Annotated in this window: 10 protein-coding genes; 1 reads left to right on the forward strand and 9 read right to left on the reverse strand. The window is 45.6% G+C overall.

The window, feature by feature from the left end:
• Positions 1–46: 46 nt before the first annotated feature.
• The 9 genes from QT987_RS15630 to nfi form a co-directional block, all read right to left on the reverse strand.
• The gene (locus tag QT987_RS15630; RefSeq protein ID WP_333241554.1) at positions 47–1,117 is read right to left on the reverse strand and encodes a D-alanine--D-alanine ligase family protein; all 1,071 of its coding nucleotides are present in this window, start codon (positions 1,115–1,117) and stop codon (positions 47–49) included.
• Between the two features lie 197 nt (positions 1,118–1,314).
• Positions 1,315–2,655, reverse strand: a complete 1,341-nt coding sequence (miaB, locus tag QT987_RS15635; protein WP_333241556.1) for a tRNA (N6-isopentenyl adenosine(37)-C2)-methylthiotransferase MiaB — start codon at positions 2,653–2,655, stop codon at positions 1,315–1,317.
• A 195-nt stretch (positions 2,656–2,850) separates the two neighbouring features.
• A complete protein-coding gene (locus tag QT987_RS15640; protein WP_333241558.1) occupies positions 2,851–4,002 on the reverse strand; it encodes a DNA cytosine methyltransferase in 1,152 nt (383 codons plus the stop codon).
• 105 nt (positions 4,003–4,107) lie between these two features.
• Positions 4,108–4,536: a hypothetical protein gene (locus tag QT987_RS15645; RefSeq protein WP_333241560.1), complete on the reverse strand. Its 429-nt coding sequence runs from the start codon at positions 4,534–4,536 to the stop codon at positions 4,108–4,110.
• Positions 4,537–4,595: 59 nt separating this feature from the next.
• Positions 4,596–6,599: an FHA domain-containing protein gene (locus QT987_RS15650; RefSeq protein WP_333241562.1), complete on the reverse strand. Its 2,004-nt coding sequence runs from the start codon at positions 6,597–6,599 to the stop codon at positions 4,596–4,598.
• A 105-nt stretch (positions 6,600–6,704) separates the two neighbouring features.
• Positions 6,705–7,232 carry an FHA domain-containing protein gene (locus QT987_RS15655; protein WP_333241564.1) on the reverse strand — a complete coding sequence of 176 codons (528 nt, stop codon included), beginning with the start codon at positions 7,230–7,232 and terminating at the stop codon, positions 6,705–6,707.
• A gap of 63 nt (positions 7,233–7,295) precedes the next feature.
• Positions 7,296–8,486 carry a transposase gene (locus tag QT987_RS15660; protein WP_333241566.1) on the reverse strand — a complete coding sequence of 397 codons (1,191 nt, stop codon included), beginning with the start codon at positions 8,484–8,486 and terminating at the stop codon, positions 7,296–7,298.
• A 570-nt stretch (positions 8,487–9,056) separates the two neighbouring features.
• Positions 9,057–9,287 (reverse strand): KGG domain-containing protein, encoded by a 231-nt coding sequence (locus tag QT987_RS15665; RefSeq protein WP_006631632.1) that lies wholly within the window; start codon positions 9,285–9,287, stop codon positions 9,057–9,059.
• Between the two features lie 458 nt (positions 9,288–9,745).
• A complete protein-coding gene (gene nfi, locus QT987_RS15670) occupies positions 9,746–10,393 on the reverse strand; it encodes a deoxyribonuclease V (RefSeq protein WP_333241568.1) in 648 nt (215 codons plus the stop codon).
• A gap of 626 nt (positions 10,394–11,019) precedes the next feature.
• Here nfi and QT987_RS15675 point away from each other — a divergent pair.
• The gene (locus QT987_RS15675; RefSeq protein WP_333241570.1) at positions 11,020–11,853 is read left to right on the forward strand and encodes a prohibitin family protein; all 834 of its coding nucleotides are present in this window, start codon (positions 11,020–11,022) and stop codon (positions 11,851–11,853) included.
• The last annotated feature ends 251 nt before the right edge of the window (positions 11,854–12,104 follow it).

The following is a 12,104-nucleotide window of genomic DNA, read 5'->3' on the forward strand; positions in this document are numbered from 1 at the left end:
AATAATTTATTTTCAGTTGACCGGGCAGCGGTTTGCAAATCGCAATTCAACCTTTTTCCCCGTGCCTTTCCAGAGCTAATTGAATTAAACGGTCTACTAATTCAGGGAAAGAAATGCCGTCCGCTGCCCACATTTGCGGATACATACTGGTAGCTGTAAAGCCGGGAAAAGTGTTGATTTCGTTAATCAAAACTTCTCCGGTTGATTCAATGTAGAAAAAGTCTACTCGCGCTAAACCTGCAGCGTCTACAGCCAAAAATGCTTGCACTGCCATTTCTTGGATTTGCGAGACGATCGCACCGCTGACTTTTGCCGGGATTGAGCAGTCGGCTTGTCCCTGGGTATATTTAGTTTCGTAGTCGTAGAAATCGCTTTGAAAAGAAATTTCTCCCACCGTTGAAGCTTGGGGATTATCGTTACCTAAAACTGCACATTCTAATTCTCTAGCAACCACACCCGCTTCGACAATTATCCGCCGATCGTAGCTAGCGGCGCTGTCGAGAGCAGCTTCTAACTCAGCACGCGATCGAGCTTTAGAAATCCCAACAGACGAACCCAAATTAGCTGGTTTGACAAAGCAAGGATAGCCCAACTCAGCTTCAATTTTATCACAGAGTTTAGGGAAAACGCAAGGATTAGACCAGATTTCGGAACGGTTGACAGCGATGTATTTTACCTGCGGCAAACCAGCCTGAGCAAAAGCCATTTTCATGGCAATTTTATCCATTCCCAGCGCCGAACCTAAAACCCCCGAACCGACAAAAGGAACTTGCAATAATTTCAGCAACCCTTGCACAGTGCCGTCTTCACCGTTTGGGCCGTGCAAAACAGGGAACCAAACATCTACAGCATTAAAATTAGGAAACTGTCCAGCGGGAGAATCATCTTCTGCTGTTTGTTCCTCTATTTCCAGAGGTTTTCCGGTGTCTAAGACTTGTTGAGGTAATGTTCCCGACAGCCAGCGGCCGTTTTTTTGGATGTAAAAGGGCAGAACTTCGTATTTAGAGGCATTTTCCTCCGCAGCGAGGGCACGGGCGATCGCCCGCGCCGAACTAATTGAGACTTCGTGTTCGCCCGATCGCCCCCCGAACAATAGCCCGATCCGCATCATTGTCATTTTTCACTACTCCTAGGACTTTTCGACAAATATACACGCAGAGAGCGCAACTAAGGCACATACGAACCGCTTTAAGACTACTTATCCCCTCCCTTCCACTCTTCCTCTGTGTCCTCTGCGCTCTCTGCGGTAAAATAAATTACATCTTCTTAGAAAAGTTCACCAGTAAGCCGTCCCCTATCTCATTCCGGTGCTATTTAAAGCATTTCCCCCGTCAAACTAAAAGCGCGAATATCTGTAATTTTAACCCGCACAATTTTACCCGCCAATTCAGCAATATCGCCCTTAAAAAAGGTGAGACGATTGCCGCGAGTGCGTCCCATCACCTGAGTTGAATCTTTGAGATTTTGGACTTCCACCAAAACCTCTTCAGTGCGTCCGAAATAGCGCTGCGATCGTTCCATCGCCGTTGTTGTCACTACATGATTGATTCGTTGCAGGCGATCGGCTTTCACCTCCTCACTCAACTGATTTTCCCACAAAGCCGCCGGCGTCCCAGGGCGAGGCGAATAAGCCGCAGTATTCACCAAATCGAAACCAACATCTTCGATCAACTTCAGAGTCTTCTCAAACTGCGCTTCCGTCTCCCCAGGGAAACCCACAATCGCATCCGCAGTAATCGAAGCATCCGGCATATAACGGCGAATTGTATCAATAATCCGGCGGTATTTTTCCTGAGTATAACCCCGCGACATCGCCTTCAAAATATCATTATCTCCCGACTGAAAAGGAATGTGAAAATGTTCGCAAACCTGCGGTAATTCAGCACAAGCCTTAATCAATCTTTCCGTAAAATAGCGCGGGTGGCTAGTAGCAAATCTGAGGCGATCGACTCCCGGCACATCCTGCACAAAATAAAGCAAATCCGTCAAAGTATGCTGGTTGCTGCCGTCCGGTTTTGTCCCCGGCAAATCGCGCCCGTAAGCATCAATATTTTGCCCCAACAAAGTTACTTCCTTGTAACCTTGACGGCCCAAATCCTCCATTTCCGCGCGAATTGCCTCCGGCATTCGCGACTGTTCAACCCCGCGAACATTCGGGACAACACAATAAGTGCAGCGTTCATTGCAGCCGTAAATTACATTCACCCAAGCAGTCACCTTGCTATCGCGGCGCGGCTTAGTAATATCCTCCATAATTTCAACAGCTTCAGTCGCCACAACTTGATTGCCCTCAAAAACTTGTTCCAGCAAATCTTCAAGTCGGTTAGCGTGTTGCGGCCCCATTACTAAGTCTAATTCCGGCACTCTCCGCAGCAGCGCTTCACCTTCCTGCTGCGCCACGCATCCAGCTACAACTAAAGTTAAACCCGGTTCTTGGCGCTTGCGATGAGCTTGCCTTCCGAGGTTAGAATAAACTCTTTGTTCGGCATTATCGCGAATTGTGCAAGTATTGTAGAGAATCAAGCTAGCTTCGTTCGGGTCTTCCGAGAACTCAAAGCCCATATTTTCCAGAATGCCGGCCATCCGTTCCGAGTCGGCTTTATTCATCTGGCATCCGAAAGTAGTGATGTGATAGCGGCGGGGTTTAACGGTCATGGCGAATTGCAGGCAAATAAAAAATATAGGTTTTCAACCTTAACACTTTATTATAACACTTCTGTGTTAAACGACATAGGTCTGGTAATTGGGAATTTTAATAATTATAGGGTGTGCAATGCGCCCCTTATCGCTACAAATATTTTTAGATACCCACAAAATCTGCGAAGTCTGGTATCGGGCTATTTTGTTTTTTTAGTGATAAAAAAACTGTAAAATTGTTTTGGCAATACCTTGTGCAGCCAAATAAGGAACCCCATTGCCAACAGTTTTAAACATATTAGTTAACGTCATCTTTGCCGGCAGTGCAAAATCTTTTGGCAGTGACTGAATAGCCAGTGTTTCTGCAACAGAAAGTCGGCGAAGTTTGTAAGGGTGCAAGTGAACTTCGTTATTGCCGTAACACGCTGTTGGCGAATAACGCCATCGGTGCAATCGCTTGAAAGATTTTTTTGAATCATCTCCTTCATCAACGGAAGCAAACCGCTTAATGCCTGCTTTGGGTTGAAAATAGTGTTTGGCATTGGGATGGTTGAGAACGTCATTTTTTTGGAACCAAAATTCTACCGTTAAATCTTGGGGAATGCCATCAGGACAAGGCACGAAACCATCATCTGCAAAGGCAGTTCTATCAGGCCAAGGATGAGAAAAAATTTCTGATTTGGGATATAATATCTGACTTTGCCAAGGAAATAAACTTTCGGATAACATTTGGCTTTTTTCTTCTAGGGAAATGCCCAGATTTTTGACAAGGTTTTTTCTAAAGCCCATCAAAATAATTCTGTCTCTATCTTGCGGGACACCGTATTCTATCGCATTAATTAAACGTTCGGCAAAAACGTATCCCGAATCAGCCAACTGCTGTTTTAGTTCGTCGTAAAAAGATTTATGTTTTTTGGTTCTCCACAAACCTTTGACATTTTCAAACAAAAAGAAATCTGGCTGCTGCTGACAAATTAATTCAATGTATGAAGCTGAAAGTTGGCCTTTATCTCCTTCTTGACCCCGGTTTTTGCCACCAATAGAAAAGTCAGGACAAGGCGGCCCCGCGATAAATCCCACAATATCGTGATGCTTGCGGGCATCCTGCATCAATTCCCGCAGGCGAAAAGCTGGTTGTCCCCCTACAAGTCGAGTTACATCTGCTTCCTCTCCTTCGCAATACCCGTATTCTGGCTGTGGTAAATTTAGACACTGCCGAGAATAGCGGTATGCTTGCATGAAAGGTGGGAAAATTTCATTGACATACGCTATATTAAAGCCGATCGACTCGAAACCCAGATCGAGCAAGCCAGAACCCGAAAAAAATGAGAAAATACAGGGGATGGGGAATTGGGAATTGGGCATGGGGAATTGGGAATTGGTAATTGGTAATTGACCGGGCGGCGCGGGTTTATGAGATTATTAATTTGAGGTGATTATTTTTTGTAAAACCCGCCTCTATAGGTATTATTACAACCATTGGCCGCCACGGAAACGCCAGTGGGGAAACAAAATTCGCATCAGTGTTTGCGACGCCAGATAAATAGCCAGCCATACTAAACTATAATGCAAAGCAAAAGCTCCCAAGTCAAAATCTTGTGCAGGTATCCCCGGCAAACCGATAATTTTGATTAAAAATAACACAAAAAGTGCTTCCCAAATCCCGGCGAGCAATTGAAATGCACCGGGCCAATCTCGATCCCATCGGAACTGCTGGATGTATATATATAAAGCATCCCAGCCGAGGCCAAAAATCGCTATATACCCTAAAATCCAGAAAAAGATTGAGCCTGATTGAGAAGTTATTAAACCTAGAAAAAATGGCAGTGTTACTAAAAGCCCTACAGTTGCAAATAATAATATTCGAGTTTGCCATCGGCCAAATAAGGTGGGAGTCATTCGATTTTGGATTTTAGATTTTGGATTTTAGATTGAATGCGAAACGGTTTTGTTTCTAATCAATCTGGAGATTTATTTAAAATCCATTTCAACCATTGCACAAACGATCGCCAAACGCTCAATTTCCGCACACCAGCAACTCGGTGGGCGGCCAGACTTTCAACCGATCGCAAGGCGGCGTATTGCAAGCCCAAAAAACTGTCTACGGGCGCGTAAGGCCCCCCCAAAGTAATCGCGCCGGCTGCATATACCCGGCCTTCTGTGTTGCTAGCAGAAGAATTCCGCAATTCGGGCACTTCAAAATCGTTGTTAACACTCAGCCGGCCCAAACCGTTGAGGGGAAGATTATATTGAGCTACCAAATCGTTTAATAAAGGACTGGTTTTTACCTTAGCGTCCAAACCGGTAGCATCAATAATAAAATCAGCTTCTAACTTAATTTGCCCCTTGAGTTCCTTCTCCTGAATGTACGTCACTGTGCGGTTTTGACTGTCGCGCTCGACTCGCTCGACTTCCCCGAAGGTAATTTGATACCATCCTTGACTTAAGCCTTCTTTGACAATTCGTCGCCAGTCGCTGCGCTGGGCTGTGGTAGTGCCGCCCCAGTCGGTGAGCAACTGCGGGCGAAATTCGGGGGCGGCTTTTTCCAAAAGTACGCGGAGTTCCCCGCCCCAGCAAGCTTTCGGCCAGTTGAAAGGTTGAAATTCGTAGTGATTTTCGACGCTGCGCTCAGCGAGTTTAAATTTGTTACCTTGAGGTTTGGGCGATCGCATCAAATGCAATACTTGAATATTACTGTTCCGCTGTCGCGCTTCGTAAATCCGCTGCACCACCCGCGAAGCCACAATTCCCCGGCCTCTAATTAACACGCTGCCGCCGCTGGCCTCCAATTTTTCGTAAACGCCGTCGTGGCTTTCGTAAGCGTTGACAACCGACTCAAAATCCTGGGTTTTTTCGCGGTAAGCTTGCAAATCCGGCAAAAATTGAATGGCGGGATAGCCGGTGGCTAAGTGTACGTATTTCGCGATTAAAAAAGCGTGGTCGCGGTGTTCGGCATTCGATCGAGAATAAGCGATCGCGTACCTGCCGTCATCTGTTTTGCGAATTCCCCGCACTCTACCGTAGCGAAACATCTGATTCCACCCAATTCGATCGACTTCCCTGTCAATAGAATCAAACACATTCCCCGCGCGAGGCGTATAAGTTTCGGCAAAAGTCGGTTCAGCAAACACCTGCCACATCAACATCAACGACATCCCCAAACGCCCTTTCAGCAATTCCTGCCAAGCTTCCCGCAAAGCATAGGGAGGCCAGCCCCAAATGTTGTCTGGACAAGAGTCAGAATTCGATCGTAGGCGTTCCCGCAGCGGAATTTGAGAATTCAGGCACAGACGCAGGTAGCGCGCGTAAGGCTGGTTTTCCATGCCCAAAACAGCAATTCGATCGATTTTTACGCCGCAAATTCTCAGCAAATCCACCCAAATAAAGCTACCCAAACCGCCGCCAACAGCAGCCCAATCAACTTCTGTTACAGGGAGTCCCATAGATTGGAGCGATCGCATTGACACTTGAGAAGCGTGCAAAAATGCGATCGGCGGAAATTCTCCCCTACTACTTGTTTGAGAAACCTGCGACATTATTTGCGGCCCCAATGCAGGGTCTGGCCCATTGGTCTGCGGGTTAAAGAAAATGTGAGAATTGACCGACGGGGTTTCTGGGGAATTAACAGCAAAAGAAATGCCGATCGCGTAGGGCCCAACTTGCAGCATATCCCCGTTTGCCAGCACGCAACGGGTTTGGCGAACGCCGTTAACAAAAGTACCGTTGCGGCTGCCCGTGTCAGTAAGTAAAATACTGTTACCTTCACTGCCAATCACTGCGTGAAAGCGAGAAACTTGACTGCTGCTGAGGGCAATTCGAGAAACTCGTTTCCCGTTGATTGTGGCGGGCATAGCTTCAAAAATTCGCCCCAAAGCGATGGGTAAGTCGAGTATGGGGGATCGACAATCCCCCGTAGCTGTATCTGTCCAAGTCAGTCGCAGGCGCAAGGGTTGAGAATTCATGATTATTTTTTAAACATCAGCCGTCGGCTTTGAGCTTTCTGCAAAAAAAGATTTTTGAAGTTGAGAGTGTTTAGCGGATAGCCAGACTTTCCATTTTTCCAACTTTCAAGGAGAGATCATCACACTCGCCGCCGCCGCCAAAGAAGTACCGCACCACGGACACCCCGCATTCAACTGCGCGTAAGGCGAAATTCGGCTGCATTTGGGACACTGCAAACCATATTGTGAAGGCCCCGTCGGCTGAAAGTTACCAGGTGCGGGAGGCCCCAGCAAAACTGTCTGGGGCGCGGCTACCTGCACCTCCGTGACATTTACCACCTCGATTTGCACTTGCCCTAAATGGATGTGGCTTCCCAATTTCAATTTTGCTTCGCCTTGGGCGAGAATTTTTCCATCTACCAGGGGCGGATTGCTTTCGCGCAAATTCCGCACTGCATACTCCTGCAATTCCTGATTAAAAAATATTTCAACGTGCAGACCCGATACGCTGGGATGCGAAAATACTATATCGCACTTCGCCGGATCGCGCCCTAGCCTCACGGTTCCCGGATTTTTGCTCGGCTGTCCGTTTTGAATTGTTCGAGTTTGACGCACCCCAGCTTCTGTCCATGCTAAAGTGAGCTGGTTTGTCATGATTTTATAGTTAGCTCAAAAATTTGACACTCCGGGCGCGTAAACGCACCGGGATTCTTTAATCTACGAGCCAATTTGCTGAGGCAGGATTTCTCCAGCCAAAGTAGAGATTGATTCTCCTAAAGCGTTACTTGCGTCAAGCGCAAAAGTTCCGGTATGCCCTACCGTACCCAATCCTCGACTCAGGATATTTCTAGCCGCGTTTTTATCTCTATCCATTACACACCCACATTTACAGACGTGCGTTCTAGTAGATAGCGTTTTCTTGACAATTACACCGCAGCTAGAGCATTCTTGGCTGGTATATTGCGGATTCACCGCAACCGTAATCTTTTCAAATACTTTTCCAAAGTATTCAAGCCAGACACGGAACTGATACCAAGATGCGTCGTTAATAGACTTAGCCAAGCAATGATTCTTCACCAGATTTTTTATTCTCAAATCTTCGTAAGCGATTACATCGTTTGATGAGATTACGCACCGTGCAAGCTTCATTGCATGGTCTTTACGCTGCCTACTTATTTTGAGATGGCGTTTGCCTAGAATCCGCCTAGCTTTGTCCCTGTTGTTTGAACCTTTTACTTTCCTGGACACCCGACGTTGACAACGTTTAAGGACTTTTTCACCTTTTCGCAAAAATCTCGGGTTCTCAACCGTAATTCCTTTTGAGTCGGTGTAATATTCCTTCAATCCTACGTCTAAGCCTATGGTGTTCCCAGAGGGGGCTATGTTTTCCTTTCGATCAATATCAATACAAAACTGAACGTATACGCCATCCGCACGTTTTACCAATCTCACCCGTTTTATTTGGCTAATTGGATAGAAATGCAAATCGCGTGTCCCCTTGAGTTTTAACCGCCCAATCCCTTTCTTGTCGGTAAAATTGATGGATTTTCGGTCGTCGGCAAGTTTCCATCCAGTTGATTTATACTCAACAGAGCGGCAATCTTTCTGGAACTGTGGATAGCCTTTTTTGCCGGCCACACCCTTCTTGCAGTTATCGTAGAATCGGGAGATAGAAGACCATGCTCGTTCTGCGCTAGCTTGTCTAGCCATTGAGTTGAGTTCGTCAGCAAAGGAAAAATCACGCGCCAGTACAGCGCAGTATTTATTCAAATCATATTTATCCACCTTTTTGTTGTCCATCCAATACCTTATACAGCTATTGCGGACGAATTTTGCGGTACGAATTGCTTCGTCTACGGCAGTAAACTGATTTGATTTTCCGTATGCTTTAAACTCGAAAACTAGCATGGTTTTACCTCCCACCTTATGCTACTATGTTCAGCATAGGATGTTCCGTGAGTTATTAAAACTTTACAATTAAAGCCGTCAAGCGAAGGACGGGGTTTTAAACCCAATTTCCTGATAAAAAAATATTAGCTGATTTATTTTGAGGACGGAGTTCCTCACCAAAAAACTTAATTAGAATTATTGACGCAGACTCGATCGCACTTCTAAAAATATTATTATGTGCAGCTATACAAAAAAGCCCTGACTTCGGGGCTTTTAGTGCTCGTATTGGCTTTTTTTGAGAGACTGAATCGCGCTTGTCAGCCTTTCTTTCCCGCAAAATTATTGACCGCAGTGCAGCTTTGTTAAAAAATTGCTGTTCAAGATTTGCCAGCGATTGCTAAAAAGTAATTCCTGTGGGGTTTTCACCTTTGCAAAGCTATGGTGCGCTAGTCACGAATTTTGGAGGCTGGACGATCAAACTACCTTGGTAACTTCGATCGCCCCCCCTCCTCAAACGTTTACTGTCCTAGTGCTATGTCTCACGCTGCAACTGTGCAATCTTTCATTACAGGGCAAGCCTTAAGAGACTTAAGCTTCGCTTTTGCGGCTTTTGCGACCGCCTTCGCGACCAATTTGAGCCATGTGTTCGCGATTTCTGCTGACAGCTTCGCCGCCTTTTTGGCCAGCTTGTCTGGCTTCTTCAGGGGTGAATTCGTGTGCAGTTCCTTTCTCGTGTGCAGCTTTTCCGCCTTTGCTAGCAATTGCGCGCTGTTTTTCTGCATCCATAGAAGCGAATCCGCGTTTGCTTTTCTCAGCCATGACTGTCTCCTTGTTTTTTTCTGATTTTTTAGCTCGATCGCGCCTTCGCCTCCCACTGTCATGGTTACTCCCAGCCAGTGGTGAGATATCCGACGGTAAATTATGAAACCTCATCACACGAATCTAAGCTTTTGGTTTAACTCGCAGGATGACTCTTTCATAATTTACAAATGTGAACTAAAAATAGTTCACGCCCGGGCACTATAGTTAGAGCCGCCAATGTTTTAAGCTGGTTACTGTCTTTCAATCATTCTATAAACCTCCCCAACTTTTATACCTCTTTCTCAGGTATAGTCATTCTTTAGTTCGCTGGAAGGATGGAACCGAAAGCTGATTGGCAGTAGACTCAGAGGATTTTTCGACTTAACCGCGCCACCTCAAAAATTAAAAGTCCAAAGACGGATGCTTTTTTGGTCTTTTTACTTTTTTTTTGGGCATTCCGCACTTGCCAGTTATCCCTATGTTAGTTGGTCTGCCGATCGAGTGGTTTCTGGCAAGCGATATTTTGGGGCGCAGCGCAGGACGTACTCGATCGCACTTATCAAGTTTACCTTATGACCTATGGAAACATACATCGGTTTTACGCCTGTTTGCGTCCTCAGCGCGGCTCCTACCGTTGAGCCCTCTAGCAGCAAGGGTTGCCAACTGCCCCGATCGAGTCCGACTTCTGAATGTTCTCCAATAAATCGATTTTTGGCAACTCCGATCGTGGGAATCCCTGTCAAAACCCCCAAATGGCAGGCCAGACCGAATCGGCGGGGATGGGCTAGTCCTTGACCGTCGCACAATATCAAGTCTGGCCTCAAACTTATATTTTCCAAAGCTTCGAGAACTGCCGGCACTTCTCGAAAAGACAGGAAACCCGGAATATAAGGAAAAGTTGTAGGACTGCGAACCACAGCTTGCTGCTGCAATTGCAAGTCGGGAAAGCTCAGAACTGTTACAGCGGCCCGCGATACATCGTCTGTAATGTCGTAGCCGACATCTACACCGGCGACGTACCGAACTGTGTCCAGTTGATTTTGGGTAATTACCTCTGACCGAAGCTGTTCTTGAATGGCGATCGCCTCTTCAATTGTCTGCGGCCAAGGGTGTCGCTGCAACATTTTGATTTTTTTTCAACCGTTCTCATCTAAGCTTAACTTATTTTTGGGCATTTTTAAACTCGGATTTTTATCGTTTGTAGCTATAAATTCCCAACTTGCCCAAGGAGTCTTTTTTTCTACTCAGGAGGGTTGAGCAAGGCGGGCCGATGCCAATTCTACAAATAGAGTCTGTAGGTCTGAGAGGGAAATTCTATCTTTCGTGGCTTGCATGAACCCGCAAAGGTTTTTGTAGCACGCACCTGCCATTTACCATTAAAATTTACCCACAAATTAGCAGTTGAATTCTGATTTTTTAGCTTTCTAGAAAGCTTTGTCTTTCCGATCGCCCTTTTATCGCTTCTCAAAGAGCGATCGAGCTATCTATTTACTTCTGCTTTATCTAAAAAAATCCTCTTTGTCAAGATGATTGAAACATTTATTCATCAATAATCTCACCCAGCTACAAGTGGGATTGTTCATACCCACTCATCGAGCTAAGAGGTTCCCAGACCCTGACAAGTATATGACTTTTATGAATAAAGATACATAAATTTATGAGTGGTTGCACCATTAACATGAAGTTATAATCTTAGATAACATCGAATATAAAACTAACATCAAGTAACACAACATAGGTGAATCAACATATGAAAACCATGCAAAGTGTTCAGTACAACCTAGCTCTCTACATCGTCGGTGGCATCGTCTTCATCATCGCAGCCTTAATTTTAAGACCTTTTGCCCTCGTCGGCCCAGGGGAACGGGGCGTTATGATGCGCTTCGGGAAAGTTCAAGACGCGATTTTAGATGAAGGCATTCACCCGATTTTCCCGATCGTCACCTCTGTAAAAACTCTCAGCGTGAGGGTACAAAAAACAGATTTGAAAGCAGATGCAGCATCCAAAGATTTGCAAAGCATTACGACAGATTTGGCAGTTAACTGGAATGTTGACCCAGCAAAAGTAAATCAAATTTACCAACAAATAGGAGACGAAGAACAAATTGTTACCAGCATTCTGAGTCCGGCAATTTCGGAAGTTCTCAAAGCAGCAACTTCTAAAAAAACCGCAGAAGAAATTATCACTAAGCGCACGGAACTTAAAACAGAAATCGACAACAGCCTTAAAAAGCGTTTGGAACCTTACGGAGTGATTGTCAGAGATGTTTCTTTAATAAATTTTGGCTTTTCTCCAGAATTTAGCAAAGCCATCGAATCCAAACAAATAGCCGAACAAGAAGCTAAACAAGCAGAATTTACTGTTCAAAAAGCAACCCAAGATGCTCAAGCTGAAATTAACCGTGCTAAAGGTAAAGCTGAAGCTCAACGCTTGCAGCGACAAACTTTAACAGCCGAAATTTTGCAGCAGCAAGCAATTGAAAAATGGAACGGCCAGTTTCCGACAGTAATGGGAGGAGGCGGAACTTTGCCATTAATTAATATTGCGCCGCCGACTTCTCAAGCCGCAACTCCTGCTAAATAAGCTGCTGCATATCGTGATTGCCAGGGGGCGGGGAGAAGGGGAGAAGGGGAGAGGGGGAGAGAGTCTGAGGGGGGGAAGAATAGAGGGTTTTTCACTGCGGAAGTGAAGATGTGCTTTTTTAAATGCCGAACAGCAAGCGTATAAAATACAACTAACAACTAACGTGAAATCCCGCTTAGGATCGCGAATTAAATAACTTACAATTTTAATTGTTATTGTGGGATGGGCGTCCCGCCCGTCCGTTTTGGACG

The sequence above is a fragment of the Microcoleus sp. SVA1B4 genome (assembly GCF_036700545.1).
Taxonomy (GTDB): Bacteria; Cyanobacteriota; Cyanobacteriia; order Cyanobacteriales; family Microcoleaceae; genus Microcoleus.

Excerpts from the sequence above, each read along its gene's own strand:
- QT987_RS15650 (WP_333241562.1), bottom strand. The coding sequence starts at position 6,599 with ATGAATTCTCAACCCTTGCGCCTGCGACTGACTTGGACAGATACAGCT.
- QT987_RS15655 (WP_333241564.1), bottom strand. The coding sequence starts at position 7,232 with ATGACAAACCAGCTCACTTTAGCATGGACAGAAGCTGGGGTGCGTCAA.
- miaB (WP_333241556.1), bottom strand. The coding sequence starts at position 2,655 with ATGACCGTTAAACCCCGCCGCTATCACATCACTACTTTCGGATGCCAG.
- QT987_RS15630 (WP_333241554.1), bottom strand. The coding sequence starts at position 1,117 with ATGACAATGATGCGGATCGGGCTATTGTTCGGGGGGCGATCGGGCGAA.
- QT987_RS15660 (WP_333241566.1), bottom strand. The coding sequence starts at position 8,486 with ATGCTAGTTTTCGAGTTTAAAGCATACGGAAAATCAAATCAGTTTACT.
- QT987_RS15665 (WP_006631632.1), bottom strand. The coding sequence starts at position 9,287 with ATGGCTGAGAAAAGCAAACGCGGATTCGCTTCTATGGATGCAGAAAAA.
- nfi (WP_333241568.1), bottom strand. The coding sequence starts at position 10,393 with ATGTTGCAGCGACACCCTTGGCCGCAGACAATTGAAGAGGCGATCGCC.
- QT987_RS15645 (WP_333241560.1), bottom strand. The coding sequence starts at position 4,536 with ATGACTCCCACCTTATTTGGCCGATGGCAAACTCGAATATTATTATTT.
- QT987_RS15640 (WP_333241558.1), bottom strand. The coding sequence starts at position 4,002 with ATGCCCAATTCCCAATTCCCCATCCCCTGTATTTTCTCATTTTTTTCG.
- QT987_RS15675 (WP_333241570.1), top strand. The coding sequence starts at position 11,020 with ATGAAAACCATGCAAAGTGTTCAGTACAACCTAGCTCTCTACATCGTC.